This is a genomic window from Embleya sp. NPDC020630, from assembly GCF_044334985.1.
Classification (GTDB): domain Bacteria; phylum Actinomycetota; class Actinomycetes; order Streptomycetales; family Streptomycetaceae; genus Embleya.
Map to the genome: position 1 here is coordinate 331,261 of NZ_JBIRUB010000009.1, position 26,726 is coordinate 357,986.

28 protein-coding genes and 2 pseudogenes are annotated in these 26,726 nt (G+C 70.6%); 15 read left to right on the top strand and 15 right to left on the bottom strand.

Translation table 11 applies throughout. The features are described 5' to 3' along the window. Nucleotides 1–5 precede the first annotated feature (5 nt). Nucleotides 6–206 carry a hypothetical protein gene (locus ACH4XV_RS29465; RefSeq protein WP_395794964.1) on the top strand — a complete coding sequence of 67 codons (201 nt, stop codon included), beginning with the start codon at nucleotides 6–8 and terminating at the stop codon, nucleotides 204–206. 109 nt (nucleotides 207–315) lie between these two features. Further along, nucleotides 316–1,434 (top strand): FAD-dependent oxidoreductase, encoded by a 1,119-nt coding sequence (locus tag ACH4XV_RS29470; RefSeq protein WP_395794966.1) that lies wholly within the window; start codon nucleotides 316–318, stop codon nucleotides 1,432–1,434. A gap of 21 nt (nucleotides 1,435–1,455) precedes the next feature. Here ACH4XV_RS29470 and ACH4XV_RS29475 read toward each other — a convergent pair whose 3' ends face one another. Further along, nucleotides 1,456–1,977, bottom strand: a complete 522-nt coding sequence (locus tag ACH4XV_RS29475) for an EF-hand domain-containing protein (protein WP_395794968.1) — start codon at nucleotides 1,975–1,977, stop codon at nucleotides 1,456–1,458. A gap of 96 nt (nucleotides 1,978–2,073) precedes the next feature. Between ACH4XV_RS29475 and ACH4XV_RS29480 the strand changes: the two genes are divergently transcribed. Next, nucleotides 2,074–3,333 (top strand): PP2C family protein-serine/threonine phosphatase, encoded by a 1,260-nt coding sequence (locus ACH4XV_RS29480; RefSeq protein WP_395794970.1) that lies wholly within the window; start codon nucleotides 2,074–2,076, stop codon nucleotides 3,331–3,333. A gap of 31 nt (nucleotides 3,334–3,364) precedes the next feature. Here ACH4XV_RS29480 and ACH4XV_RS29485 read toward each other — a convergent pair whose 3' ends face one another. From ACH4XV_RS29485 to ACH4XV_RS29510, 6 genes and pseudogenes are all read right to left on the bottom strand, one after another. Next, nucleotides 3,365–3,628, bottom strand: coding sequence for a WD40 repeat domain-containing protein (locus ACH4XV_RS29485; RefSeq protein ID WP_395795081.1), 264 nt, complete (start codon nucleotides 3,626–3,628; stop codon nucleotides 3,365–3,367). Nucleotides 3,629–3,649: 21 nt separating this feature from the next. Further along, nucleotides 3,650–3,712, bottom strand: a pseudogene (locus tag ACH4XV_RS29490) (hypothetical protein); the annotation flags it as partial. An 82-nt stretch (nucleotides 3,713–3,794) separates the two neighbouring features. Further along, a pseudogene (locus ACH4XV_RS29495) lies at nucleotides 3,795–4,094 on the bottom strand (hypothetical protein); the annotation flags it as partial. After that, the gene (locus tag ACH4XV_RS29500) at nucleotides 4,091–4,429 is read right to left on the bottom strand and encodes an alpha/beta fold hydrolase (RefSeq protein WP_395794972.1); all 339 of its coding nucleotides are present in this window, start codon (nucleotides 4,427–4,429) and stop codon (nucleotides 4,091–4,093) included. The gene ACH4XV_RS29500 and the pseudogene ACH4XV_RS29495, both read right to left, overlap by 4 nt. Continuing rightward, entirely contained in the window at nucleotides 4,414–4,689 is a 276-nt protein-coding gene (locus ACH4XV_RS29505) for an alpha/beta fold hydrolase (RefSeq protein ID WP_395794974.1), read from the bottom strand. Before ACH4XV_RS29505 ends, ACH4XV_RS29500 begins: the two co-directional genes overlap by 16 nt. After that, nucleotides 4,686–5,402 carry a DUF899 domain-containing protein gene (locus tag ACH4XV_RS29510; RefSeq protein WP_395794976.1) on the bottom strand — a complete coding sequence of 239 codons (717 nt, stop codon included), beginning with the start codon at nucleotides 5,400–5,402 and terminating at the stop codon, nucleotides 4,686–4,688. Before ACH4XV_RS29510 ends, ACH4XV_RS29505 begins: the two co-directional genes overlap by 4 nt. 301 nt (nucleotides 5,403–5,703) lie before the next feature. On the opposite strand from ACH4XV_RS29510, the gene ACH4XV_RS29515 reads away from it, so the two are divergent. From ACH4XV_RS29515 to ACH4XV_RS29545, 7 genes are all read left to right on the top strand, one after another. Continuing rightward, entirely contained in the window at nucleotides 5,704–6,729 is a 1,026-nt protein-coding gene (locus ACH4XV_RS29515; protein WP_395794978.1) for a C-terminal binding protein, read from the top strand. Between the two features lie 87 nt (nucleotides 6,730–6,816). Further along, nucleotides 6,817–8,013, top strand: coding sequence for a KamA family radical SAM protein (locus tag ACH4XV_RS29520; protein ID WP_395794980.1), 1,197 nt, complete (start codon nucleotides 6,817–6,819; stop codon nucleotides 8,011–8,013). Continuing rightward, nucleotides 8,010–9,230 carry an alanine racemase gene (locus ACH4XV_RS29525; protein WP_395794982.1) on the top strand — a complete coding sequence of 407 codons (1,221 nt, stop codon included), beginning with the start codon at nucleotides 8,010–8,012 and terminating at the stop codon, nucleotides 9,228–9,230. Before ACH4XV_RS29520 ends, ACH4XV_RS29525 begins: the two co-directional genes overlap by 4 nt. Nucleotides 9,231–9,281: 51 nt before the next feature. Beyond that, a complete protein-coding gene (locus ACH4XV_RS29530; protein WP_395794984.1) occupies nucleotides 9,282–10,361 on the top strand; it encodes an iron-containing redox enzyme family protein in 1,080 nt (359 codons plus the stop codon). A gap of 35 nt (nucleotides 10,362–10,396) precedes the next feature. Further along, nucleotides 10,397–11,446 (top strand): pyridoxal phosphate-dependent aminotransferase, encoded by a 1,050-nt coding sequence (locus ACH4XV_RS29535; protein ID WP_395794986.1) that lies wholly within the window; start codon nucleotides 10,397–10,399, stop codon nucleotides 11,444–11,446. Between the two features lie 160 nt (nucleotides 11,447–11,606). Continuing rightward, nucleotides 11,607–12,782 carry a methionine adenosyltransferase gene (gene metK, locus ACH4XV_RS29540; RefSeq protein WP_395794988.1) on the top strand — a complete coding sequence of 392 codons (1,176 nt, stop codon included), beginning with the start codon at nucleotides 11,607–11,609 and terminating at the stop codon, nucleotides 12,780–12,782. A gap of 208 nt (nucleotides 12,783–12,990) precedes the next feature. Continuing rightward, a complete protein-coding gene (locus ACH4XV_RS29545; protein WP_395794990.1) occupies nucleotides 12,991–14,361 on the top strand; it encodes a glutamate-cysteine ligase family protein in 1,371 nt (456 codons plus the stop codon). A 25-nt stretch (nucleotides 14,362–14,386) separates the two neighbouring features. Here the strand turns inward: ACH4XV_RS29545 and ACH4XV_RS29550 are convergent, their stop codons facing one another. Then, a complete protein-coding gene (locus ACH4XV_RS29550; protein WP_395794992.1) occupies nucleotides 14,387–15,193 on the bottom strand; it encodes a sulfite exporter TauE/SafE family protein in 807 nt (268 codons plus the stop codon). Nucleotides 15,194–15,285: 92 nt separating this feature from the next. Here ACH4XV_RS29550 and ACH4XV_RS29555 point away from each other — a divergent pair, with 92 nt between their 5' ends. Then, a complete protein-coding gene (locus ACH4XV_RS29555) occupies nucleotides 15,286–16,050 on the top strand; it encodes an AraC family transcriptional regulator (protein ID WP_395794994.1) in 765 nt (254 codons plus the stop codon). Here the strand turns inward: ACH4XV_RS29555 and ACH4XV_RS29560 are convergent. Continuing rightward, nucleotides 15,972–16,628 (bottom strand): alpha-ketoglutarate-dependent dioxygenase AlkB, encoded by a 657-nt coding sequence (locus ACH4XV_RS29560; protein WP_395794996.1) that lies wholly within the window; start codon nucleotides 16,626–16,628, stop codon nucleotides 15,972–15,974. The two genes, ACH4XV_RS29555 and ACH4XV_RS29560, sit on opposite strands and share 79 nt — an antisense overlap. A 102-nt stretch (nucleotides 16,629–16,730) precedes the next feature. Next, nucleotides 16,731–17,291: a TetR/AcrR family transcriptional regulator gene (locus tag ACH4XV_RS29565; protein WP_395794998.1), complete on the bottom strand. Its 561-nt coding sequence runs from the start codon at nucleotides 17,289–17,291 to the stop codon at nucleotides 16,731–16,733. Between the two features lie 117 nt (nucleotides 17,292–17,408). On the opposite strand from ACH4XV_RS29565, the gene ACH4XV_RS29570 reads away from it, so the two are divergent. Next, nucleotides 17,409–18,419 carry an NADP-dependent oxidoreductase gene (locus ACH4XV_RS29570; protein WP_395795000.1) on the top strand — a complete coding sequence of 337 codons (1,011 nt, stop codon included), beginning with the start codon at nucleotides 17,409–17,411 and terminating at the stop codon, nucleotides 18,417–18,419. Here the strand turns inward: ACH4XV_RS29570 and ACH4XV_RS29575 are convergent. Continuing rightward, entirely contained in the window at nucleotides 18,406–19,401 is a 996-nt protein-coding gene (locus tag ACH4XV_RS29575; RefSeq protein ID WP_395795083.1) for a helix-turn-helix transcriptional regulator, read from the bottom strand. The genes ACH4XV_RS29570 and ACH4XV_RS29575 overlap by 14 nt on opposite strands. 135 nt (nucleotides 19,402–19,536) lie before the next feature. On the opposite strand from ACH4XV_RS29575, the gene ACH4XV_RS29580 reads away from it, so the two are divergent. Next, on the top strand, nucleotides 19,537–21,006 hold the full coding sequence (locus ACH4XV_RS29580; RefSeq protein ID WP_395795002.1) for an MFS transporter: 1,470 nt from the start codon (nucleotides 19,537–19,539) through the stop codon (nucleotides 21,004–21,006). 80 nt (nucleotides 21,007–21,086) lie between these two features. On the opposite strand, the gene ACH4XV_RS29585 is transcribed toward ACH4XV_RS29580, so the two are convergent. Then, nucleotides 21,087–21,560, bottom strand: a complete 474-nt coding sequence (locus tag ACH4XV_RS29585) for a carboxymuconolactone decarboxylase family protein (RefSeq protein ID WP_395795004.1) — start codon at nucleotides 21,558–21,560, stop codon at nucleotides 21,087–21,089. 34 nt (nucleotides 21,561–21,594) lie between these two features. Further along, nucleotides 21,595–22,332, bottom strand: a complete 738-nt coding sequence (locus tag ACH4XV_RS29590; RefSeq protein ID WP_395795006.1) for a TetR/AcrR family transcriptional regulator C-terminal domain-containing protein — start codon at nucleotides 22,330–22,332, stop codon at nucleotides 21,595–21,597. A gap of 84 nt (nucleotides 22,333–22,416) precedes the next feature. Here ACH4XV_RS29590 and ACH4XV_RS29595 point away from each other — a divergent pair, with 84 nt between their 5' ends. Both ACH4XV_RS29595 and ACH4XV_RS29600 read left to right on the top strand, forming a co-directional pair. After that, entirely contained in the window at nucleotides 22,417–23,889 is a 1,473-nt protein-coding gene (locus ACH4XV_RS29595; RefSeq protein WP_395795008.1) for an MFS transporter, read from the top strand. Between the two features lie 18 nt (nucleotides 23,890–23,907). Beyond that, a complete protein-coding gene (locus ACH4XV_RS29600; RefSeq protein WP_395795010.1) occupies nucleotides 23,908–24,555 on the top strand; it encodes an NAD(P)-dependent oxidoreductase in 648 nt (215 codons plus the stop codon). Between the two features lie 34 nt (nucleotides 24,556–24,589). Here the strand turns inward: ACH4XV_RS29600 and ACH4XV_RS29605 are convergent, their stop codons facing one another. Further along, complete coding sequence (locus tag ACH4XV_RS29605; RefSeq protein WP_395795012.1) at nucleotides 24,590–25,432, bottom strand: alpha/beta fold hydrolase; 843 nt, start codon at nucleotides 25,430–25,432, stop codon at nucleotides 24,590–24,592. A 360-nt stretch (nucleotides 25,433–25,792) separates the two neighbouring features. Next, nucleotides 25,793–26,722 (bottom strand): NADP-dependent oxidoreductase, encoded by a 930-nt coding sequence (locus tag ACH4XV_RS29610; protein ID WP_395795014.1) that lies wholly within the window; start codon nucleotides 26,720–26,722, stop codon nucleotides 25,793–25,795. Between the last annotated feature and the right edge of the window lie 4 nt (nucleotides 26,723–26,726).

Here is a 26,726-nt window from a genome sequence, read left to right on the forward strand (position 1 = left end):
GCGGCTTGGGCCGGCTGCCGGTGTGGCCTCCCCTCGGGTCGGGCTTCGTCGCGTTCGGTTCGCTGTTCGCGTGGAGTGCCTGGAAGTTGTCGGTCGCGCTCTTCGAGCCGGGCGGCTATACCGCCCCGGAACCGCTCCCGCTCGCCGTCGACGAGCACGTGGCGGCGATGGGCGCGGGTGCTGTGTGGCGCGCGGCATCGGCATGAGGCCGGCCCTTCCACGGATAGCCGACGAAGCCGGGTGCTGCCCGTGAGTTCACGCTCGCGTCACGCACACCGTTGCGATGCACTGTAGCCGGCAATACAGTGTATCGACATGAGACACCGCATCGCCGTAGTCGGGAGCGGTCCCGCCGGCCTTACCTTCGCCCGCGTCATGTATCGCCATGGACACCCCGTCACCATCCTCGAACGTGATCCCGCCCCCGACGCGCGCCCCCCGGGCGGCACGCTGGACCTGCGTGAGGGGATGGGCCAACTCGCGCTGGACAGGGCCGGGTTGGCGGCGGAGTTTCGGGCGCTGTCTCGTCCCGAGGGGCAGGCCATGCGCATCCTGGACCCGGGCGGGGCGGTCCTGCGCGACTGGCGACCCCGTCCGGACGACCGGGCCAATCCCGAAATCGACCGCGGGCAACTCCGCGACCTGCTGCTCGGCCCTCTCGACGTCCGGTGGGGGAGCGGCGTGACGGAGGTGGTGCCGGGGGCCCGGGACGGCGTACTGGTCCACTTCGCGGACGGGCGTCAGGAGACGTTCGACCTCGTGATCGGCGCGGACGGTGCCTGGTCCCGGGTCCGCCCGGCGGTCTCGTCGGTGACGCCGCACTACACCGGCGTCACCATGGTCGAGACCTCCCTCGACGACGTCGACACCCGCTACCCCGACCTGGCGCGGATGATCGGCGACGGCTCCATGGCCGTGTACGGCGTGAACCGAGGTCTTGTCGCCCAACGCAACAGCGGCGGCCACGTCAAGGTGTACGCCCAGTTCCGCGTGCCGCTGGATCGGCACACGAACCAGGAGCCGGCCGACGTCGAGGCCGTGCGATCAAGCCTGTTGGCCCTGTTCGACGGCTGGGCCCCTTCCGTACTCGACCTCCTCCGCCACGGCGCCGATTTCGTCCGCCGCCCGCTCCACGTGCTGCCCGAGTCGCACACCTGGACCCACGTCGGCGGGGTGACGCTCCTGGGCGACGCCGCACATCTGATGCCGCCATTGGGGGCGGGCGCGAACCTCGCGATGCTGGACGGCGCCGAACTCGCCGAGTCCATCGCCACCGGCTCCGGGGATCCGGACGAGGCCGTGCGCACCTTCGAGGAGCGGATGTGGGTACGGGCCGCCAGGTGGGCGAAGATCACGACGGCCGGTCTGGACCGCCTCGTGAGCCCGAACCCCGCCGACGCCATCACCCTGTTCGACGAGGTCCAGTCGTCCTGACCGACCTCGCCGGCCGGCGGATCAGAAACGGCCCGGCACCGGCTGTGCGGCGCCGTAGGCCGCGGCCATGGGGGAGTTCGCGTTGGTCACGAAGCTCCTGATGCCCGCCAGGTAGGCATCGCGGTCGACCAGTCCGTCGCCGTCGGTGTCGAGGGCGTCGAATGCCGCGGCGGCGTCGGATTCGGCGTTGCCCCCGGCCGTACGCAGGCGGATGAACTCGGCGCGGTCAAGGCGTCCGTCGGCGTCGGCGTCGGCGATGTCGAACAGGGAGCCCAGCGCGGGCCGGCAGGAGCGTTCGAACGCGTCGTGCCCGACCCACGTGCGGTATTCCTCGAATGTGACGCGCCCGTCGCGGTCGGCGTCCATGTCCTGGAAGACCGCCTCGTGAGCGGTCCGCGACGCCGCCACGATCGGATGGTCGGCATCGCGGCCGACGGCGGAGGCCACGCGGTCCACCCGTGAAAGGTATTCCTCGTGGGTGATGGCGCCGTCGCCGTCGACATCCAACATGGCGAAGATGCGGTGCTGCGGTGAGTCGGACACTGCGTTTCCTCCAGGGTGCTCCGCGGTTTTGCAACCGCAAGATACCCCGAAGGTGCCAAAATCCTCATATGCCGAATAAGTAATATATAGAGCTGAATGCCCCTGAGTGGGATCGGTGTGAGACTGGGCGAGGAAGGGGTGGTCCTCGTGTCGGACACACCGCGCGTGTTCTCCGTTCCCGACGACGCCGTCGACGAGAATCGCCTGGAAAAGCTGCTCATCGAGGCGCAGACCGCACTGCCGGTCGAGCTGCCCGCGCTGGCCAATCGGTGTGCCGACCTCCTCGGCCTGGACACCGCGTCGATCTACCTCGCCGACCTGCAGCAGCGTCTGCTCGTGCCACTCGACGAGGCCGCGGAGTCGTTGCGGGTGGACGGCACGTCGGCCGGATGGGCGTACCGCACGGTCTCCCCCCGGGTGGCCGAGGTCGACGACGGCCTGATCCTGTGGATGCCCCTGGTCGACGGCGCGGAGCGGCTGGGCGTACTGGGGGTGCGGACCGCCGCGCTCGACGCGGTGCGCATGCGCCGCAGCCGGATGCTGGCCCATCTGCTCGCCATGCTGATCACCTCCAAGCGGGCCTACAGCGACTGGCTCGCCGCCCGTACCCGCACCGAGTCCATGGGGGCGCCCGCCGAGATGTTGCGGGCCTTCCTGCCCCCGCGCACGATCGGCAGCAGGCGGTGCGTGTCGACCGCGGTCCTGGAACCGGCGTACGACATCGCGGGCGACGCCTTCGACCATTCAGTGGTCAAGAACATCCTGCACACCATGATCCTGGACGCCATGGGTCACGATCTGACCGCCGGACTGACCTCATCGGTCGCCATGGCGGCGGCACGCAACGCCCGCCGAAACGGGGCCGAGCTGCCCGACATCGTCGGCTCCGTCGACCGGGCGCTCGCCCAATGGCTGCCCGACCACTTCTGCACCGGCGTGCTGTGTCGGCTCGACGCGGAGACCGGAGTGCTGCACTGGGTCAATTGTGGTCATCCTCCGCCGCTGCTGATCCGTGCCGAGCGGGTGCTCCCCGGGGTGCTGGACCGGCCCCCGCAACCGCCGATCGGCCTGGCCGGTTCGCTCGCCCCGGCGGCCCGACAGGTGCACGAGGCGACCTTGGAACCGGGCGATTGTGTCCTGCTCTACACCGACGGCGTCGTGGAGGCCCGCGACGCGAACGGCGCGGAGTTCGGCCTCGACCGGTTCACCGACTTCATCATCAGCTCCTCCTCCGCGGGGCAGCGCCCGGAAGAGGTGTTGCGGCTGCTCATCCACGCCATCCTCGACTACCAGCGCAACTCGCTGCGCGACGACGCGACCATCCTGCTCTTCGAATGGAGTCCGCAGCCCCGGTGACGCGGAACGGCACACCACGCTCGCCACCGGATCAGGATCGCCCCGTCCCGCACGTGCGTCGGTAGGACCGCCCCGGGACCAGCTGCCGCCATTCCTCCCGGGTCAGGTCGCGGGCGAGCGTGGCGCACAGGTCGGTCGCCGTGCGGGTGGGGTCGGTGTCCCACAGGCGGACGACGCGGTCGCCGCCGCCGCTGGCCAGGGTGTGACCGTCGGGCCCGAAGGCCACGGCGCGGACCTGTCCGGTGTGACCCGTCAGGGCGGCCGGACGGGTGTGGTCGGCGACGTCCCAGATCATCACGGACGTGTCCGCGTTGGCCGTGGCCAGGACGCGGCCGTCGGGACTGAAGGTCAGCGAGATCGTGGCGCCGGCGGTGTTCAGGAGCGTGGCCCGCCGGGTCTGTCGGGCAGAAGTCGGCGCGCACCGCGATGACGACGCGCACCCCGCCCTCGGGCCGGCGCACGGCCGCGGTCCGGCCGTTCAGGAACTCGGTGCGTTCGGCCCGGTACCGGCAGAGCGTGCAGATCTCCTCGAACTGGTCGACGATTACGACGATGTCACCGGCGTGCCCGTCGCCGTCACCGCCCCCATCGTCCTCATCGTCCTCATCGTCCCCGTCGTCCCCGTCGTCGCCCCGAGGGGCGAACGCACCGAGCACGTCGGCGGGATGCGACCCGGGGGTACGGATGCGGATCTCGGCGGGACGCCCGAACGGGGTCGCGCCGCCCGGGTCGCCGTCGGATTGCCGCAGTCGGGGTATCAACCCAGCGCGGCGATCGAGCGCATCTGCGCGTCGGTGATGTGCTGGTCGTCGATGCCCAGGACCTTCATCTTGGCGACGTAGGCGTCGAACGCCGCGGCGTCCGGCGTATGTTCGCGACATGCCCGCTCGACGGGCGTACCGGCAAACGCCGAGGCGCCGAGGCCCTCGATGGCCTTCGACACCGACGGGTACCAGCCGTTTTGGCGACAGGTGGCCGACAGCGAGACCGATTTCCCGACGAGCGCCGGGTGCCGGAGGGCCAGTTGCAGCGCGACCCCGCCGCCCTGCGAGTAGCCCGGCACATCCGCGCGCTCGACCTTCAGCGCCCGCAGCAACGCCCGGCGTCGTCGGCGAATTGCTCGTACGACATCGCGCGCGAGGTATCCGGGGTGCGGCCGTGGCCCTGCTGATCGAAGACGACCACGGTGCGCCGATCGGCGAAGGCCGACACCCACGGCGCCATCGTCTCGGTGCCCATGAACCCGCCGGGGACGAGCAACAACGGAGGCGTCGCCGACGCGTCGGGTTCGCCGTGCACTTCGTGATAGAGGCTCAGACCGTTGATCGGCAGGCGAGCGGCGTGTGCCGGCTTCATCGCCGTTCCCTGTCGGCATCCGGGTTCGGGCCGTACAGCCGGGCGACATCGGGCGAGCCGAGCCACTTGGAGTAGGTGGGCGACTTCGGCCAACCCTCGGGCGAATCCTGCCATTCCTCCTGCCGACCCCACGGCAGGATGTCGATCAACGGGAACGTGTGGCTGAGTTGTTCGGTACCGCGACCGGCGGTGTGCCAGGTGCGGTAGACCGTGTCGCCGTCGCGGAGGAACACGTTCACCGCGAAGCCCCCACCGGGCGGCGCGCCCACGTCGGCGCCGAACGAGCTTTCCGCCGACGAGTACCAGTCCATCATGTTGCCGACCTTGGCCCGATAGGCGAGCGCTTCGTCGATGGGCCCGTTGGTCACGATGACGAAGCGGGCGTCGTAGTTGGCGAGGAAGTCGAGCCGCACATACTGCGACGTCAGTCCGGTACAGCCGCCGCACTGCCACTTTGCGCCCTCGGACCACATGTGGTGGTAGGTGATGAGCTGGGAGCGCCCGTCGAAGACGTCGACCAGCCGGATCGGGCCGTGCTGACCGATCAGCGTGTAGTCCGGGAGCTCGACCATCGGCAGCCTGCGGCGCTGTGCGGCGATGGCGTCGAGTTCGCGGGTGGCGGCCTTCTCCCGCGCCCGCAGGTCGTCGAGCGCGGCCTGCCACTCGTGCTGCTCGACGACCGGAGGCAGGGCGCCGGTGTTCTGGTCGGTCATGGTTCCTCCCGGGTCGGATGAAGCTGCTCTGAGGTGTGGACCGGAAACGTCGGCGGAACTCATCGGTGCGGGGCGATCCGTGACACTGTCACGCTGTGTGACGGTCGGCGCAGATCGGCCCCGGGTCGCGATCCCACCCGTCACGCCGGGGGTCGGGTATCGGCCATCCGTACCGGAGCAATCGCACAAACGCCCTGTATGAAGCGAAGGGGCACAAGGCCGAAAAACAGCTGGTCCATCACGCGCCGTGTGGATTCAATTACTGCTCATGCCCCATCCGACTACGGAGAAAGGCTGAAGATTGACGACTCATCGCAGCGTCGATCCTCGACGGCAACCCTCGCCCGGCACGGAGCCCCGGCCGTCGGTCGTGGTGCTGGACGCTCCGGGGGCGGGATACGCCGAGGGCGCCGAATCGGAAGGGGAGGTCATCGGCCCACACGCCGACGTGCGGCCGCTGATCGTACCGGCGCATCGACGCGACCTGCTCTTCGACATGGATGCCGACTACGTCATCCTGTGGCACCGGGTCGCCCTGGACGCCGAGTTCTTCGAGAAATCCGCCGGCTGCAGGGCCGTGGTCTGCGCCAGCGTCGGCTACGACCACGTCGACGTCGACGCCGCCCGGGCACACGGCGTCCCCGTCTACCACGTTCCCCACTACGGAACCGAGGAGGTCGCCGACCACACGCTGGCGCTCTTCCTCGCCCTGGAACGACGCCTCGGCGAGCTGCGCGACCATGTGGCGAACGGCGGATGGGACTGGCGGGCCATCGGCGACCCACGACGGCTGCGGGGACTGGTCTGGGGAGTGGTGGGTCTCGGACGCATCGGGCTCGCGGTGGCCCGGCGGGCCGAGGCGTTCGGGCTCCGGGTCGTGTTCTTCGACCCGTACAACCATCCCGGGATCGAGAAGGCGCTCGCCGTGGAGCGGCGCCACGACCTGGACCGACTGCTCGCCGAATCCGACGTCGTCAGCCTGCACGTACCGCTGACCGCGGACACCCGCCATATGCTGAACGCCGACCGACTGCACCGCATGCGGCAACGGTCCGTCCTGATCAACACCGCTCGCGGCGGGCTGATCGACCTCTCGGCCCTGGAAGGCGCGCTGGCCGAGGAGCGACCCGCGCGGGTGGGCCTGGACGTCGTCGACGGTGAGCCGGAGATCCCCCACTGGCTGCGGAACCACCCCAGGGCCCTGATCAGCCCCCATGCGGCGTTCTACTCCTCCTCCTCCCTCACGGAACTGCGCACGCGTGCCGCCGAAGCCGTTCGCCAGATGATCGGAGGGGAGCCGATCACCTCGGCGGTCCCGGTGTCATGAGCCACGCCTGAGCCACGCAGCCACGCATGAGCAACACCCGAGCAACGCCCGACCCCATGCGCGTCACTCCACTCCGAGGAGAGCAGGATGACCACCGACGCAGTCCGGTGCGCCGAGGACGGGGAGTCCACCCCGGACGGCGAATGGACCGACTGGAAGTGGCAGCAGCGCAACGCGATCCGCACGGCCGGACAGTTCCGGACGCGTTTTCCCGGGTGCGACCAGGAGATCCTGGATCGCATCACCCGGCACAACCTCTCCAGGCGTTTCCAGGTGACGCCCTACTACCTGAGCCTGGTCGCCACCGATCCGGCCACGGGTGGACCGGCGCTCGACGACCCGCTGTGGAAGCAGGTCGCCCCGCAGCGGTTCGGCGACGGCGGCGGCGAACCGTACGCCTACGACGGCAAGACCGAGAACTGGGAACTCCCGCACGAGATGGTCACGCCCATCGCGCAGCACAAGTACGACAATCGCCTGATCCTGCGGTACGCGAACGTGTGTCATGCCTACTGCCAGTTCTGTTACGAGGCACTGCGCACGCTCGACAAGGACTCCGCGAAGGCGAGCTTCGACCGCGACCACTGGCGGGCCACCCTGGACTACCTGCGCGCGCACCCGCAGGTCGAGGAGATCATCCTGAGCGGGGGCGAGCCGCTCATGCACGCCAACAGCCAGATCGACCAGGTGCTGGGCGAGGTGTCGGCCGCCCGGCCCGATCTGCTGGTGCGCTTCCACACCCGGGCCCTGACGTTCAACCCCTACCGGATCGACGAGGAACTCGCCGCGATCCTGGCCCGGCACGGCGTCGTCTCGATCGGGCTGCACGTCACCCACCCCAGGGAGCTGACGCCGGAATTCGACGTGGCGGTCAAGAGGTTGCAGGCGGGGGTGCCCATCATCTTCGCGAACGTCCCGCTCCTCGGCGGTGTCAACGACTCCCCGGAGACCATGCGGGAGTTGTGCATGGGCCTGTATCGACGGGGTGTGCACGCGGGCTACCTCTACCACTTCATGCCGCACAGCCCCGAGTCCGAGTGTTTCCGCATCCCGGTGCAGCGCGGGGTGGAGATCATGCGGTCGCTCAAACGCCGGATCTCCAACCCCGCCGTCCCCGAGTACGTGCTGCCGCACGCCACGGGCAAGTACACGGTTCCGCTGGTGGACGTCGGCTCCACCGACGGCCTGCCCCGACACGTCCTGGACGACGAGGGTTTTCGGGTGTTGGAAATGGTCAACTGGCAGGGGGACCATGTGCGTTATCCCGACCCGGAGGTGGTGTGACGGCGATCCGCCGGCGCGAGCGCGTCGCCTCCCTGGCCGCCGCCCGGCTGGAGAAGACCGTGTCCGCCGACGCGGTGCGGCACAACCTCGGGGTGCTGCGCGCGGCGGCGGGGGGCCGGCGCGTGATGGCAGTGGTCAAGGGCGACGCGTACGGGTTCGGCGCACCCGACCTCGCCCGCCTGCTGGTCGACGCGCGGGTGGACGCGCTGGCCGTGGACACGGTCGCCCAGGGGGCCGAGCTGCGGGACGTCGGCATCGAGGTCCCGATCCTGGTGATGGACGTGGACGTCGCGGACAACGCCGCCGCGTGCGCGCGCCATCGGCTCATGCCGGCGGTCGCCACGGCGGAGCAGGTCCGGCGCCACGGCACGGTGCCGCGGGATCGGGGCGGTGCGCCGGGCGATGTGTGGCTGCGGACCAATGTCGGGTTCAACCGGTTCGGTCCGCGCGAGGACGAGGGGTTCGGTGCGGTGCTGGACGCGCTGCACGAGGCGCGTGCCGCCGTGCGGCCGGCCGGGGTGTTCGCCCACCTGTCCAGCGCCGGTCGGGACGAGGGGGAGACCGCGGCGCAGGCCGACGCGTTCCGGGCCCGGCTGGCCTCGGCCCGCGCCGTGCTGGGGCCCGGGTTGGCGGCCTCGCTCGCGGCGACGCACGGACTGCTGCACCCCGAGGCGTTGCGGGGGACGGACTGGGTGCGGCCGGGGCTCGGACTGTACGGGCTGTTCCAGGCCGACGATCGGGTACGCGCCACCCCCGCGGGTGCGCGTCTCGATCGGCTCCGGCCCGCGATCTCCGTACGCGCCCGGGTCCTGGACGTCGTCACCGTGACCCGCGCGGAGGGGCTCGGATACGACCGGTCCGCGCCGGTCGCTCCCGGCCGGCGTCTGGGCTCGGTCGCCATCGGCTTCTCGCACGGGCTGGCCGGATCGGCCGCCGCGCCGCGCGGACTGCTGCGCGGGCGAAGTTGCGCCATGGTCGGCCGGCCCGGCATGGACTGCACCCAATTCGACGTGACGGACGTGCCCGGCGCCCGCCCGGGGGACTGGATGACGTTCATCGGGCCGGAGCACGACGGCGGCGCGCCGGCACGCACCGCTCAGGATCTCGGCGCGGAGCTGGGGCTGAGCCTGTACGAACTCCTCGCGACCCTGCGGATGCCCGTGCGCGTCGAGGATTCCCGGCCGAGCCGAGACGGCATCGAAGCTTTCGAGGACTGACCACCGCCCCCGTAGCGAACGTGGAGGACAAACATGGTCGAGGACCCGGATATGGAACGGATTCCGCCGCGCGAAGGTGTCCGGCGACCGGCCGCGGACGTTCCGGAGGGCTCGGTGGAGAGCCTGCTCAACGCCGCCCTGGACGGTCCGGTCGAACCGCTCGAACTCGACGCCGGTCATCGCCGCCTGCTGGCCGCACTCGGCGAAGCCCAGGAACGCGGGCGCACCCACGGCGACGCGGCGGCCCTGCTCGACGTACACCGCAGCGCGTACACCGTGTACGAGGGGCTGCTCGGCCACCCGCTGGGCATCACCGTGCACGAACGCACCGCCTGGTTCAACGCGTTCCGCCACCTGTACGAGGACGAGGTGCTGCGTGCGGACACCGCCGAGATCCGGGATCGGCTGCCGTCCCCGCAGGACGCCGGCAGTCCCGACTTCGTGCGGGACTGGTTCGTCACCGAGGCCAAGGAACGCAACGAACTCGACCGCCTCGTGGAGACCTGCCTGGAAGAGCGGGCCACGATCGACCAGTTGGCCCTGTTCATCCGGGCCGACGGGTATCTCAACTACCGCTTCTTCGACGCGCTGGTCCTGGCCCAGACGCACTTCATGGAGACGGTCAAGCACGAGATCAGCCGTCATCTGTGGGACGAGTGCGGCGCGGGCGAACGACACCGGGCGCACACCCTCCAGTTCACCCGCAGCCTGCAGACCCTCGGACTGACCCTGCCGACCGTGCCGCCGTGGGAGGACTGGCGTCCCTACGCCGGGCACAACCTGTACTTCGTGCTGGCCTGCAACCGCCGGAACCACTTCAAGGCGCTGGGCAGCCTGGCCATGCCGGAACTGTTCGACGTGGACCGCGACGCCTCGGTGATCCGCGGCCTGGAACGGCACGGCTACGGCGCGGCCGAGGACTTCGAGTTCTTCCACAACCACGTGGAGGGCGACGCGGAGCACGGGCCCGAGTGGTTGGACGGTGTCGTACTGCCGATCGTCGAGGCCGAACCCGAGGCCGGCATCGAGCTGATCACGGGCGGAGCGCTTCGGATGCTCGCCATGCGCCGATACAACGAGTACCTCGCCACACTGCTCGGGGTGGGGCCGGCCGCCGAGCCGAACCCGTGAGCCCGGCGGCGGAGAACCCGTTTCCGTCGCTGGAGATGACGGAACGGGCCACGGGTCTGCGCGCCCGCGAACGATTGAGCACCAACGAGAACGAGTTCGGCCCGTCGGGCGAGGTGATCCGGGCGATCCATACCGCGGCGGCAGAGGCGCATCGGTATCCCGACTGCGAGCACTTCGCGCTGCGCGAACGGCTGGCCGCGGGGCTGCGGACCGGCCGGGACACCGTCATGGTGGGCCCGGGTGTGGACGGGCTGCTTGCCATGACGACGCGGGGATTCCTCGGCGCCGGCCGGACGGCGGTGACCAGCGAGTCCACCTATCCGACGTTCGGCTACTTCGCCCGGGCCGCCGGATCCGACGTGCACGCGGTGCCCTACCGGGCGGACGCGCCCGACCTGCGGGCACTGGCACGGCGCGCGCACGAGTGCCGTGCCGATGTCGTCTACCTCGCGGATCCCGACAACCCGGGCGGCGGTTCGCATGGCGCGGCGGCGGTGCTGGCCCTGGCCCGGGCTCTGCCGGCGGCGACGCTGCTCGTAGTCGACGGCGCCTACGCCGAGTACCAGAGTCCGGCCGAGCGGTTGAGCGCCCGACAGGTCACGGGCACCAGGATGTTGTGGCTGCGGACGTTCTCCAAGGCGCACGCCCTGGCCGGACTGCGCATCGGGTACGCGGTCGGGGACCGGTCGCTGCTCGACGCTCTGGCCCGCGGCGCCGAGCACTATGTGGTGGGCCGGGTGGCCGAGGCGGCGGCGCTGGCCTCGCTCGACGCCGAGGCGCACCTGGCGCGCGTGATCGAGCAGACCGCGGAGGGGCGAGCGCATTACACGGCCGCCCTGGGCCGACTGGGCCTGAGCGTACTGCCCGGAACGACCAACTTCGTCACCGTGCGGCCGGCCGATCCGGCGACGGGCGAACACCTCGCCGGAGCGCTCGCGGCGCGGGGGATCTTCGTGCGGCACCTGAAGGTTCCGGACCTGGCGGGCTGCCTGCGGATCACCATCGGGCCTGCCGGTCAGCGGGCGCGGGTGCTGGATGCGATCGCGCGGTGCTTGGAGGGGCGGATTGCGGCGGCTGCTCCCTAGGGGCCGGCGAACCGCCTCTCCCGAACCGCTTTTTGCGCCCGGCCCTCTTGGAATCGTTCCCTGCGAACAGCGTTTTCGGCACAGCCCCTTCGGAACAGCCCCCTGCGAACGGCGCTTTCGGCACAGCCCTCCCCGAACAGCCCACTGCGAAGGAGAACCCGTGCCCCTGTCATCCTCCGAACCGGCGGCGGCGCAGATCGCCGAATCGGTCTGCCCCGGCCACCCGGACAAGGTCGCCGACCAGGTGTCGGACAGCGTGCTGGACGCGTACGTCGCCGCGGACCCGGGCGCCCGTGTCAACTGCGAAGTACTGGTCACCCGGGGCGTCGTGGTGGTCACCGGACAGATCACCTCCACCGCCGACGTGGAGGTCGAGGCCGTGGTCCGCGGCGTGCTGGCGGACGTCGGCTACCACGAGCCGGCGCGGCACGGCCTGAGTGCGAACACCAGTGGGATACAGCTGTTGCTGGACCGTCAGTCACCCGAGATCGCCCACCGCGTCGACCTGGGCGGGGCGGGCGATTCGGGCATCGTCTACGGCTACGCGACCGACGAGACGCCCGAACACATGCCACTGGCCTGCGTTCTCGCGCACGACATCGCACGCCGGGTCGCCGGCACGCGCGACGACGACGGCGCCCGGCTCCTGGGGCCGGACGGCAAGGTCCAGGTCCAGTTGACCGGCGATCCGGCGACCGGCGGGGAGGCAACGCTGCAAGCCGTGGTCGTGGTCTCGGCGCAACACCCGCAGGCGCTCTCGTTGGACGACCTGACGGAGACGGTGACCGAAAAGCTCGTCGTGCCCGCGTTGCGCGATCGCGGTGTGCGTCCCGATCGGGTCTATGTGAACCCGGCGGGCACGTTCGTGGTGGGCGGTCCGTCCGCCGATGCCGGGCTCACGGGACGCAAGCTCATGGTGGACTCCTACGGCGGCCTGGTGCGACACGGCGGCGGTTGCTGCTCGGGCAAGGACGCCACCAAGGTCGACCGTTCGGGGGCCTACGTGGCCAGATACCTGGCGACCAACCTGGTCGCGGCGGGACTGGCCCGGCGTTGCCGGGTCGGGCTCGGGTACGCCATCGGTCATCCCACACCCGTATGGGTGAACGTGGATTTCGCCGGCACCGGCGTCGTGGACGCGGCGGAGGTGGCCGAGGCGCTGCCGGCCCTCGTGGACCTGCGGGTGGAGGCGGTGATCGAACGCCTGGAACTGCGCACGCCACGATTCCGGCCGACTGCCACCTACGGCCACTACGGCCGTCCCGACCAGGACTTCCCCTGGGACCGGACGGGATTGGTACCCGAGATACGGGAGCGTTTCGACCGCACCGGATGACGCGGCCGGTGGTCGGTGGTCGCCGTACGACGACCCGGGTGGCCGGGTACTGCGGTCGGGTGTATGTCCGCGTATGCCCGGCCGCCCGTGCCCCGCGTTGTGGAAGGCTGTCAGCGGCGTCGCGGTGGTCGGCCGCTTTTCGCGGTGGTCGGCTTTTGGCCCAACGCGCGACGCTTCGTCGTGCTCCATTGAATCCAAGGTGTGTTCCATGTCCATCGCATCCGCGGCACATGTGCTTTCACCGGCCGAACTGCGCAGCGTGTTCGAGCAGGACAAACAGGAAGAGCTGGTCGGCATCGAGATCGAGTCGGCCGCGCTGAACCCGCGTACGGCGGAGGCGATTCCGTACGAGGGTGAGACCGGAATCGGGGCCTACCTCGCCCACCTCGCGGCCGAGCCCGGCAACGAGGCCGTCCACGACTACGGCACGCTTGTCGGGGTCCGGCTGCCCGACGGCGGCCATGTCTCCCTGGAGCACGGCGGGGCGGTGGAGTATTCGTCGGCTCCCGCGCCGTGTGTCGCGGACCTGATGGGAGTCGTGCGCACGACCCTGGAACGGCTCGCCGCCGTCGCGGACCGATTCGGTTTCGCTCTCGTGCCGGGCGCGCAGTACCCGTGTACGGCCTTCGAGGACGTGCGGTGGATGCCGCACTCGCGTACGTCGCTGATGCGGGATCACTTCGCGAGCCTGGGGCGGGAAGGGGAGTGGGGTCCGCGGATCATGTCCATGATCGTGTCGACGCAGGTGTCGTTCGACTTCACCTCGCCCGACGATCTCGCGGACAAACTCCGGGTCCAGGCCGCGGCCTCCACGCCGGCGGCCGCGCTGTTCGTCAACGCGCCGATGGACGCCGGAAAACCGAGCGGACTGCTGTCGCGCCGGATGCGCTTCTGGAGTCGTGCCGACCCGGTCCGCACCCGCGTCGTTCCCGTGACGCTGCGGGAGGACTTCGGCATCGACCTCTTCATCGACTGGGCCCTGGGCCTACCGATGATGCACCGGGGCATGCCGGACGGAAGCCGCGAGCGCGTGCCCCCCGTGCCGTTCCGCACCCTGCTGGCCGAGGGCTTCGAGGACGGTACCCGGCCGGGAATGCAGGACTGGCGCGACCATCTGTCGCAGATCTTCCCGGACGTACGGCTGCGCGACACCCTGGAACTGCGCGCGGTGGACGGGCTCCCCTACGCGGACCTCGCCGCGGTACCCGCGTTCTGGAGCGGATTGACCTACCACGCGCCCACGCGCGCGGCCGTATGGGAACTGCTGCGCGACATCACCGCCGAGCAGCACCTCGTGGCCCTCGACGACATCGCCCGGCGCGGCATGCAGGCAACGCTCGCCGGCCGCCCCGTGCGCGAAACGGCGGCCGAACTGCTCCGCCTGAGCAGGGCGGGGCTGCGGGCGCGCGTCGACGCCGGCCTCGAACGTGCCGAAACGCTGTCGTACCTGGAGCCACTCGAAGCGGTCGCCGCGACAGGCGAGACTTTCGCCCACCGCACCCTTGCCCAATGGCACCGAGACCCCACCGCCTTCCCGGCAAACTACGTCGCGACCCACCGAATCCCGAGCACGGGATGACGCCGGCGCGGGATGCGGGTTCGGTTCAGCTTCCCGTGGTGATCATCGCGAGGAGAACGATGACGAGTAGGGCGATGTAGGCGATGGAGTGGACGCGGTCCGGGACGTGCCGGCCGAGGCGCTTGACCAGGGCGATCGTGGGTAGCGAGCCGCTGAGCAGGGCCGCGGAGGAGAGCAGGTCGACGTAGCCGATGCGGCCCGTATGTGTCGAGGAGGTGGCGGCGAGCGCGTAGACGACGCTTCCGACCGCGGCGACGGGAAGGCTCAGTGGGTTTGCCATCGCTGCCGCGTCGGCCATGGGGAGGCCTCTGCGCCGCAGGAGCGGGACCGTCATGACGCTTCCGCCCACTCCCAGGCACGCGGCGACCGCGCCTATTCCGGCTCCGCCGAATGTGGTGGTGAGCCGTCCGAGGGCCGCCGGTTGCGCCGCGTGTGCGGGTACGAGGAATCCCTTTCGCACCAGGCTGTCGATGATCGTCACGGCCAGATAGGCGGCGAAGAGGAGGTGCAGCTGCGGGCCTTCGACCCGGGTGGCCGCGAGGGATCCGAGGCCGGCGCCGATCGCGACGAAGGCGGTCAGCGGCCACATGTACTCCCGGCGGAGCCGCCCGGCGCGCAGTTGTACCAGGGTGGCGGTCAGCGCGTTCACGAGCATGACCGCCGTCGACGTCGCCACCGCGACATGCATCGCATCTGCGCCGGAATCGGCCGTGACGGTCCGGAAGCCGTAGACGACCGGGACGGTGATGAACCCGCCGCCGAAACCGAAGAGCACTGTCGTGACGCCGGTCAGGCAGCCGAACAGGAAGAGGACAAGGAAAAGGGTCGGCACTGCCGGAACGCTACGGGCGTCCGTAGCCGGCGGGCAATCGATCGTTCGCCATGTTCTTACGCGCAGCGGACAGGAGGGGGTAGCTTCGCCGTATGCGCAACATCCCCGTCGCGGAGGTGGACGACCTCGACCGTGCCGTGCTGGCCGTCGGCACGGACTATCCCCACGACCACCTGCTCCCGTTCCACGAGCATCGGCGCACCCAGTTCCTGTACGCCGTCACCGGCGTCATGCAGGTGGAGACGATCGACGGCACCTGGACCGTTCCCGCCGACCGTGCGGTGCTCATCCCGCCCCTGACCGCTCATCAGGTCACCATGACGGGGGTCTCCACGCGCAGCCTGTACATCGAGCCGAGCGCCGTCCCGTGGTTTCCCGCGCGCTGCCGCGTCGTCGACGTCTCCGCGCTGCTGCGGGAGCTCATCCTCGTCGCCGTCGACATGGAACCCCGTTATCCCGACCACGGTCGCGACGCCGTCGTCATCGAACTGCTCCTGCACGAGATCAGAAACCTCACACCGCTTCCGCTCGATGTGCCGCTTCCCTCGGACCCGGGGCTGCGCCGGTTGTGCGACGCGTTTCTCCGCGAGCCCGACATCCACGACCCGCCGGCTCGCTGGGCGACCGCGCTCAACGTGAGTGAACGCACGCTCAGTCGTCTGTTTCGTGGCGGCACGGGCTTGAGCTTCACCCAATGGCGACAGCGCGCCTGCGTCCTGCACTCCCTGCGCCCCCTGGCGGCGGGGGTTCCGGTCTCCCGGGTCGCGACCACACTCGGCTACGAGAATCCCGCCGCTTTCACGGCGGCGTTCAGGAACCTTCTCGGCCGCCCACCGACCGCGTATGGACCGGCGTGACGTCGGTCGGATGCCGCGGCTCGCCATGTGTTCGTGGGAAGGTGCGGCTCGAAGTGGCGGAAGGTGAGACTGACGCGGCGGCCGGCCGAGGGGTGCCGGGGGACGGCATGGGTCCAGCCGCGTTGGGTCACGGCGGTCATGAGCAGCAACGAGCCGTGCGCGAGGGCGAGTTCGTGGCGGTGGTCGCGGTCGAGGCTGCGGAAGACGAGGCGTCGCGTCGCGCCGAGGGAGACGATCGCGATCGTGCTGCCGGGGGGTGAGACCGTCGTAGGAGTCCTGGTGGAAGCCCATGGTGTTGTCGCCGGTCTCGTACAGATTCGCCAGGCAGTTGTCGAAGGGATGACCGGCGTGTGAGCCGGCGCGGGCGCCGATCGCGGCGATTCGCGGGGGCATGGGTGCGACGTCGTGCCGCCGCCCGGAGTAGTCGTACGGCATGCCGAAGCAGGCGGTTCGGCGTGCCCGCATGTCTTCGTCCCAGGTGACCTCGGCCAAGACCCGGGCGAGGTCGGTATCGGGATCGGCGAGCGCACCCGGGTGGTAGCGGATGTCGAGAGGTGGCGGTGGCATCGATTCTCCACGTCACGTCACGTCCTGGCCGATGTCGACGGCCCATCGGATCGCGTCTACCGGGAATGTAGTGCTCATTGGTTTTACGCGCGCCTGGTTTAACCCCCCGCACGTCACGAGTTGCCCGTGTCGGTCAGGATTGCGCCGGCGATGACGTTGAAGAGGTGAGCGGCGCGTGGGGTGAGTGCGGGTTGGTCGCCCAGCCAGGCGAGCATGGCCATCAGCGCGAACAGGTCGTCGCCGTCGAGGTCGCCGCGCGCCGTGCCCGCCGCCTGGGCGCGGGTGAGGAGCCGCGCGCCGGCCGCGCGCAGGGTGACGCACGAAGCGTGGAGTGCGGATTCGGTGTCCGCGATGGCGGCTGCCATCAGTACGGTCACGCCCCGATACTCGGTCGTCCACGCGACGCAATCGCGTACCCACGAGACGAGGGCTTCGCCGGGCGGGTTCGACGTCTCGGCGAGTGCGGCCGCCTGTGCGGTGAGTTCGTCGAAGCTCGTGCGGAGCAGGGCTTCCAGAAGCGCCTCGCGTGTCGGGAAGTGCCGCAGCAGCGTGGCGAGTCCGACGTCGGCCCTGCGCGCGATGTCGCGCATCGACACGTCGATGCCCTGTTCGGTGATGGCGGTGCCCGCTACTGCGAGCAGGTGGTCGCGGTTCTTCCTGGCGTCGGCCCGCATGCGTGCACGTCCCTCTTGACTATCCGGTTCAGTGGTCCATATATTCGGATCAGTGATCCACATATGCGGATCGCTGATCCGAATAAGCGTATCCCGCGGTCTGGACAGGAGAAAACGATGCCGACACGCACGATGAGGGCGATCCGGCTCCACGCGCACGGCGGCCCCGAGGTGCTGCGGTACGAGGAGGTGCCGATTCCCGAGCCGGGGCCGGGCGAGGTGCTCGTCCGCGTGCGGGCGGCCGGCATCAATCCGCCCGACTGGTACCTGCGCGACGGTATGTCCAACCTGCCCCCGGAGACGAGGCCGAAGTTCGACCTGCCCGTGATTCCGGGGACGGACCTGTCCGGCGTCGTCGAGGCCGTCGCCGCCGACGTGGACGGCGTCTGCGTCGGCGACGAGGTCTTCGGCCTCCTGCGCTTCCCCGGCTTCGACGGGCACACCTACGCCGAGTACGCGGTCGCGCCCGCGGCGGACCTCGCACCCAAGCCGGCCGGCATCGACCACGTGCACGCCGCCGCGGTACCGATGGCCGGGCTCACCGCGTGGCAGTTCCTGATCGAGCTCGGACACGATCACCCGTCGCCGTTCCAGGCGGCGAGGCACCGTCCGGTACCGCTCGGCCCCGACGTGACGGTCCTCGTCAACGGCGCCGCGGGCGGCGTGGGGCACTTCGCGCTACAGCTGGCGAAATGGCAGGGCGCACGCGTCATCGCGGTGGCATCGGGCGCGCACGAGTCGTTCCTGCGCGGGCTCGGCGCCGACGAGTTCATCGACTACACCAAGAGCCGACCCGAGGACCTCGCACACGACGTCGACCTCGTCCTCGACACCGTCGGCGGCCCCCACAGCAGCCGCCTCCTGCGCACGCTCAAGCGCGGCGGCTCCCAATTCCCGGTGTTCTTCGGCGAGTTCGACGAAGCGGAAATCGCCGAACTGGGCGTCACGGTCACGGCAACCCAGGTCCGCTCGAACGGCGCGCAACTCGCCGAACTGGGACGCCTGCTCGGCGCGGGCACGATCCGCGTCGCGATCGACAGCACGTTCACCCTCGCGGACGCCCGGACAGCGCACGAACGCGCCGCCCGGGGGCACATCCGGGGCAAGATCGTACTCACGATCCCTTAGCACCCGGGGCTGAGTGGGAAGATTCCACAGCGGGTTCGGGCCGTTGGCTGTCGCCGCCGGTGCGTGTGCCGCGTGACACGAATTCGGCGGCGCCGATCTCCCGGTAGCGGCCCACGAGTTCGGCCAGCAGTTGCTCCGTCCGCGGGTCGTCGGGTGTGTACACCCACATCCTGGTGTCGGCGGCGGCGGTCGCCGAGAAGCCGGTCGCGATCAGGTCGAGCCGGTCGCCGTCGACGGTCCGAAAGCGCTTGCGCCGGGTGGCCGACGAGGCGACCTCGTGTCTGGCCCACATCGCGGCGAAGCGCGGACTCGCCTCGGACAGGCGGCGGATGAAACCCGTCCAGCGCGGGTCGTCCAGGCGGCGGCCGAACTCGGCCCGCAACTGGGCCACCATGAAGGAGACTTCGCGCTCCCACTCGACGAGCGGTTGCAGGTTTTCCTCGGCGGTGAACAGGTGACACAGCACGTTGCGTTCCGCCGGAGGGCGCAGCACCAGCCCCGGATCGAGCGCCGCGTACGCGTCGTTGAACGCGAGCACGTCGTAGCGGGTGGTCACGATCGTCGCCGGAAGCGGGGTCAGGGCATCGAGGATGGCCTGGTTCTCCGCCGGCCGGGAACCGTGCGCCGACGCGTCGAGCGGCACGCTCGGGACGCCCGCGAGCCGGTACAGGTGGTCGCGTTCGGTCCGGTCGAGCTTCAGCGTCCGGGCGATCGCGTCGAGTACCTGGACACTCGGGTTGATCCGCCGCCCCTGCTCCAACCACGTGTACCAGGCCACCCCGATTCCGGAGAGCTGCGCCACCTCCTCTCGGCGCAGTCCGGGCGTACGCCGTCGTGTTTGGGCCGGGAGGCCGACCTCGGCCGGTGTGACGTGCTCCCGCCGCCGCCTGAGGAAGGCGCCCAACTCGGCGCGCCTCCGGGCCTCGCCGTCGGCGGAACTCCCCGCGGCGGCGGAGTCGGGGTCGGAGGGGGCGGGGTCCATGAGCGTCACCGTCCCAGTGTGCGGGACGGCGTCGCGGCCCGGCCGGACACCCCCTCTCGGTGCAGCCGGATACCGCCGGTACCGGGATGAGCGGATGCCTGGTACCCGCACACGGGTACCAACACCATCGGCCACATGAGTCAGACGAAATGGGACCCGGCGCGCCCGGACCGTCCCGGAGCCACCGCAGTCGCGACACCCCCCGACCCGGACGAACGCACCCGCCGGAACAACCGCATGCTGGTTGTCATGCTGGGCGCGGTTTTCATGGCCCTGCTCGACTCGACCATTGTCAACGTCGCCACCCCGACCATCCGCACCGACCTCGGCTCCACCGGCTCGGTGCTGCAACTGATCGTCTCCGGCTACACCATCGCCTACGCCGCGCTGCTGGTCACCGGCGCCCGCCTCGGCGCCCGCAACGGCTTCCGGGTCATGTTCCTGTTCGGTCTCGTCACCTTCACCGCCGCCTCCGCCGGCTGCGGTTTGGCTCCGAACTCCGCCGTACTGATCGGCGCCCGCGTGGTGCAGGGCGTCGGGGTGGCCATGCTGATGCCGCAGATCTACAGTCTGATCCAACTCAGGTTTACGGGGGCCGCGCGGGCCCGGGCATCGAGCCTGTACGCCGCGGTCATCGGGCTGGGCGTGGTGGTCGGACAGGTCGCCGGTGGTCTGCTGGTCAGCGCGGACCTGTTCGGCGCCGGCTGGCGTCCGGTGTTCTTGATCAACGTGCCGATCGGTGTGGGGCTGGTGATCGCCGGGCTGCGGGTGCTGCCGCGCGGCAGGCCGGAGCAGGCCAAGAGCCTGGACATCGCCGGCCTGATCGCGCTGACGGCGGCACTGTTGTTGCTGGTCGTGCCGCTGGTTCTGGGCCACGAGCGCAGGTGGCCGCTGTGGACGAAGGTCTCGCTCGTGGTCTCGGTGCAGGCTCTGGTCCTGTTCGTCGTGGTCGAGCGGGTGGTGGCACGCCGTGGCGGCGCCCCGCTGTTGCCCGGCCGGGTACTGAGGACGCCCGGGCTGGTGTCCGGCGCGTCGGCCAACTTCTTTGCGATGGCCGGCTACTCCGGCTTCCTGTTCGCCTTCTCGCAGCACATGCAGTCCGGGCTCGGCGAGTCCGCGACCCGTACGGGCCTGACGTTCGCGCCGCTGGCCCTCGGTGTCGCGGGCGGCGGCCTGACCTGGCATCGGGTGCCGGAGCGGTGGCGTCGATCGATGATCGCCATCGCGTGCGTGGTCGCGGCCATCGGGTACTTCGGCATCGGCCTCGACATGCGCTCGGGCGGGCACGGGGGCGTGGCGCTGCCGGTTCTGCAACTGGTCGTCGGCATCGGCATGGGCTACCTCACCGGCCCGCTGCTGACCGTGGCGCTGGCGCGGGTCGAGCCCGCCGACGCGGCGGACGCGAGTGGCGTGATGACCACCACGGCCCAGATCGCCCAGGTGCTCGGGGTCGCGGTGTACGGGTCGGTCTATTTGGGTTCGGCCGGTGAGCACGCCGCGCGCTCGTCGGGGCACGCGATCTTCGTCACCGCGATGATCGTCACGGCCGGCATGCTGGCGAGCGCGCTCGCGGCGCCGGCGCTGCCTGGCGACGGGCGGGCCTGAAGGTGGCCAGGGGAGGCGGCTCGGGCGCTCGCCTCCCCTGGTTCGGGGGTGTGTTCGGGGGTGTGGAGGAAGGGCTCAGGTCATCCGTGCTGCCCGGGACGGTAGTCGCCGGCGGGCGTCCGGACCATGACGTTGCCGCGGTTGAAGGCGTTGATGACGGCGATCTGGGCGACCAGGTCGGCGAGTTGGTCCTCGTCGTAGTACTTGGCGGCATTCGCCCAGACCTCGTCCGGGACGCCGTCCGCCGCGTCGGCGATGCGGGTGCCCTGTTCGGCCAGTTCCAGGGCGGCGCGCTCGGCATCGGTGAATACGGTGGCCTCCCGCCAGGCCACGACCAGGTTCAGGCGTACCGAGCTTTCCCCGGCGTGGGCGGCGTCCTTGGTGTGCATGTCGATGCATCCCGCGCAGCCGTTGATCTGACTGGCGCGCAGCATCACCAGTTCCCGCGTCGCGGCCGGCACCGTCGAGTCCGAGAGTGCCTTGCCTGCCGCGATGAGGTGCTTCATGGCCTTGGCCGCGACGGGGCTGGTCATGAAGTTCAGACGGGCGTTCATGGTGCGCTCCTTGGTGTTGTCCGCTGTTGCCCCTCTAAGACAAGGGGCCTCGGCGGCCTGTGACAGGAGCGGGTGTGACGTGCGTCTCTCGGCTGAGCGGTGTGTGCGGGGGCTGGGCGAGGAGGCCGTCGATGATCACGCGGAGTTTCCAGGCCGCCCTGGCGTCCCGGTTGCCGCCGGTGAGGCTCGGGGCCAGGGCTCGCAGGGTGGGGTATCGGCCGGCGGGCAACGTCCGGAAGGTGGCGTCGAGTCGGGCGGTGAACGTCTCGGGCGTCGGCGGGTCGGTACCGGCGCCGGCGTTCTCCAGGGCGGTCGAGTAGATGTACTGGCCGAGCAGGTCGATGGCCCAGGAACAGGCGTCGTCGTCGAGTCCGCCCGTGCGGAGCAGGCGGGCCATCTCCTCGGTCAGGCGCAGGCCGTGCGGGCCGGGGAGGGCGTCCCGCAGGCCGATGGAGGCGATGTCGTTGTGGCCGGCCAGGGCCGTGACGATGCGTCCGACGAGCAGTTCGAGGCGGGTACGCCAGTCCCCGGCGCCGTCGTCGGGCACGACCACGTCGGCCACCGCGTGGTCGAGGACGAGCGCCATCAGCTCCTGCCGATCGCGGACGTACACGTAGAGCGAGGCGGGACCGGTCTGAAGGGCCTGGGCGACGCGCCGCAGGCTCACCGCTTCGCAGCCAAGCTCGTCGACCAGCGCGATGGTCGCGGCCAGCACGGCGTCCAGGCCGAGCATGGATTTCGAGGGGCGGGAGCGGGAGCGGGCTTGCGGCATGGGCTGAGCCTACCTTGACGAATGCTGTTCGTTAAGGGCACCCTGCTTGACGAACAGTGTTTGTTAAGCGTGAGAGGGAGACCTGTGACCGTTCCCGCTTCGACGTCGGCTTCGGCCGTTCGTACGGCGCCGGCGCGCGCCCATCCGCGTCGGTGGCGGATCCTGGTGGTGGTGCTGCTCGCCCAGGCGCTGGATCTGCTGGACGCGACCGTGATGAACGTGGCTGCCCCGTCGGTCCGCGCCGGGCTGGGTGGTGGTGCGGCGATGATGCAGTGGCTCACCGCCGGGTACACGCTCGCCTTCGGTGTCCTGCTGATCGTCGGCGGGCGGCTGGGTGATCGGTGGGGTCGGCGGCGGTTGTTCGTCCTGGGCGCCGCCGGGTTCACGACGGCCTCCGCGGTGTGCGCGGCGGCGCCTTCGCCGACCGTGCTGGTGGCGGCTCGGGTGGTGCAGGGTGCGCTCGGCGCGCTGATGATCCCGCAGGGGTTCGGCGTCCTGACCTCGGTGTTCGACGAACGCGAACGCGGCCGTGCGTTCGCGACGTTCGGGCCGGTGATGGCGCTTGCCGGCGTCGGCGGCCCCGTCCTCGCGGGCGGCCTCATCGCGCTCGATCCGGCCGGACTCGACTGGCGGCTGATCTTTCTGATCAACCTTCCGCTCGGCGCCCTGGCCGTGGTCGGGGCGCTGCGGTGGATGCCGGCCGACCCGGGGGATCCGCTCGTGCGGATCGACCCGCCGGGCGCGCTCCTGGTCGCGATGGGGTCCGCGCTCGTCGTGCACCCGCTGATCCAGGGGCGGGAGGCGGGTTGGCCGTGGTGGACGTTCGCGGAGATCGCCGCCGGAATCGCGGCCTTCACCGCCTTCGGCCGACGCCAACGCACCAGCCGCTCGCCTGTCCTGGTGCCGAGCCTGCTGCGCAAACCCGCGTTCGTCGGGGGCCTTGCGGTCACCGCGGCGTTCTTCACCGGCCTCGGCGGACTGCTGCTCGTCCTGTCCCTCCACCTCCAGCTCGATCTCGGTCGGTCCGCGTGGGGAACCGCGCTTCAGCTGTCGCCGCTCGCGGTGGGTATCGGGCTCGCCTCGCTCTTCGCCCCGGCGGTGTCCGCTCGGCTCGGCCGCTCGCTCCTGCATGTGGGGTTCGGGGTCGAGGCGCTCGGCACGCTCGGCCTTGCGGCGGTGGCCGGGTCGGGGACTGCCGTCTGGGCGTTGTCGATACCGACCCTGGTCGTGGGTCTGGGGGTGGGACTGGTGTCCGGCACGCTGGTCCGGTCGATCCTGGCGGCGGCCGAACCCGCCGAGACGGGCAGCGCGTCGGGGACGCTCAACGCACTCCAACAACTTTCCACGGCCCTGGGTGTGGCGGTGTTGGGCACGGTGTACTTCGCCGCGCACGACGCCGGCGCTCCTGAGGCGGGAGCGCACGGTCTGGTGATCGGTGCGCTGGTGGTCACGGCGATCTGTCTGTTCGGCGCGGGCCTGGTGTTCCTACTGCCACGTGCACGCGACGAGCAACCCGCTTCGGCCCCTTCGACTCCTGCAACCCCTTCGACCCATTGATCACGTGAGGACACCGTCATGAGCAACGTCATCGTCTTCGGAGCCAACGGCCGTACCGGGCACCTCGTCGTCCGCGAGGCCCTGCGACAGGGCCACGACGTCACCGCCGCGGTGCGCGACCCGGCCCGGTGGCAGCCCCCGTCCCCGGAGGAATCGCCAGGTACGGGGACGTCGAACGTCGTGCGGGCCGACGTGCGCGACGCCGCCGACGTACGCGCCGCCGTCGAGGGCCACGACATCGTGGTCTCCGCGATCGGCCCGCCGGGGCGGCACGCACACGGGCTCTACTCCGACGCGGCGCGGGCGCTGGTGTCCGCGATGGAAGGGGCGGGCGTACCCCGGTTGATCGCGGTCACGTCGGGGGGAGTGCACGACCGTGACCCCAACTTCCCCTGGTGGTACCGCAATCTCGTCGCCCCCCTGGCTCGGGAGTTGTACGACGACATGCGGTTGATGGAAACGATCGTGCGCGGAAGCACCATCGACTGGACCTTCGTCCGCCCCGCGCGGTTGCAGGACGAACCCCCCACCGGCAACTACCGCGTCGTCGACGCGAGCAACCCCAAGGGCGGCCGAAAGGTGACCCGCACCGACCTCGCCCGCTTCATCGCCCGCGAACTCGACGAACACCACTGGTCCCACGCCGCCCCAACCCTGGCCGAATAACGCGCGAGGCGGTACAGCGGGCGAACACGACCACCTACGCGAGCGTGAGCATTGCCTCGGTGACCTTGGCGATCGCCGTGTCGGGGATCGTGGTGGCGGCGTCGTCGAGGATGAGCAGTTGTGCTTCGGGGATTTCGTGTGCGATTGCCTCGCCGTTGGCGAGGGGGAAGAACGGGTCGCGGCGACCGTGGACGACGAGCGTGGGGATCTCGATGTCGGGCAGGCGTTCGCGCCAGCGGGGTGCGCAGTCGAGGCTGGAGAACACCATGCCCATCTGGTTGGCCATCTGGACCGGGGGCGCGGTGTTGGGTGTGCGGTCCCAGACGCGTGCGGCGATCGCGCGCGCGGCGACGGGGTCGTTGCCGAGGATCTCCGCGCCGGCGGCGGCGAATTCCGCGACCGCCTCGCGGTCGGTCCAATCGGGCATCGCCCGCGCGAACAGCCGGCCCATCGTCGCCTGGTCGTGCTCGGGGAGGTCGTCGTCGGCCGGGCCGGGGGCGACCGCGCGGCTGCCGACCAGGGTGAGCGCCGAGAACGCGCCCGGATGGTCGAGTACGGCCACCTGGGCGACCATCCCGCCGACGCCGATCCCGCCGAGGTGCGCGGGCCCGCCGCCGAGCGCGTCGACAAGGGCCGCCGCGTCGGCGGCGAGGTCGCGCAGCGTGTAGGCGGGCGCTTCCGGGTCCCTCGTCGTCGACTCCCCGCTGTCGCGCAGGTCGTAGCGCACCACGCGGCGCCCGCCGGCGGCGAGGCGCTCGCACAGCGCGTCGGGCCAGGACAGCATCGTGGTCCCGCCCGCGAGCAGGAGGAGCGGCGCGTCGTCGTCCCCGAACGACTCGACGCCCATGGCGATTTCGTTGGCATGCACAGTGGTCATCGGTTCACCCGGAGATGTCGTGGAAGAGGTGCGTGGTCAGCGTGATGCGGGTTGTACCAGGGAAGACCCGATCCGCCGGCCAAACTCATCGCTCACGCATGTATGGCCTGCCGCGGTGGCGCACGGAATGGCCGGGTGAAGCGTCGCGGGCGCAGCGACGGTGCGATGCGCGATCCGTCGGAAAAGTTCGCCCGTAGCACGTGGTCGTATACGTCGCGGCCCGGCAGCGCTGGACCGGACCCGGGCCGCCGTCACCGGGGGCGCGGCGGCCCGGTCGGGTCGGGCCCGGGCATTGGGTTTTGATCCGACTTCAGGGCGCGGAGCGTTCGGCTTTCGGCACGGCTTTGGGGGCTGGTTCCGTCAGAGGGTGAGGACGAGTTTGCCTTGGAGGTGGCCGGTGTCCAGGTGTTGGTGGGCTTCGGTGATGTGTTCGAAGGGGAAGGTCTTTTGGATGTGGACTTGGAGTCTGCCCTGGTTGACCAGGTCGACGAGACCGCGTAGGGCGATGGGGTCGGGGTCGACGGCGATGCCGCTGAAGTGCATGCCGGCTGCTTCGTAGGCGGCGATCAGGCGTTGGTCGTCCTCGGCGACCGCTGTTACGAGCCGGCCGCCCGGGTGGAGAACGGCTAGGGAGCGTTCGGCGGTGTCGCCGCCGATCGTGTCCAGGACGACGTCGATGTCGCGGGCGGCCTCGGTGAAGTCGACGGTGGTGTAGTCGATTACCTCGTCGGCGCCGAGCGCCTCGACGAAGCTCCGTTTGTTCGGGCCGGCGGTGGTGATCACGTGTGCGCCGCGTGCTTTGGCGATCTGGATCGCGATGTGGCCGACTCCGCCGCCTCCGCCGTGGATCAGGACGCGGTGGCCCTCGGTCACGGCGGCGAGGTCGACGAGGCCCTGCCAAGCCGTGAGTCCGGCGATCGGCAGTGCCGCGGCCTCGATGTGCGAGAGCGACGGCGGCTTGTGGGCCAGGTGCAGGGCCGGGGCGGCGACCACCTCGGCGTACGCGTTCGCCGCGCGCGGGAACAGGGGCATCCCGAACACCTCGTCGCCGGGCCGGAACCGCCACGTCAGCGGGCCCTCCTCGACCACCCCGCTGATGTCCCAGCCCAGGACGAACGGTGGCCGGCCGAGGAGCGGGAACTCGCCCGCGCGCAGGCGCGCCTCCAGCGGGTTCAGGCCGATGGCCTTGACGCGGACCAGGACCTCGGTCGGCAGCGGGCGGGGTTCGGGTGCGTCCACGACGGTGAGGACCTCGGGGCCGCCGAGGGTGTGTTGGGTGACGACTCGCATGGCT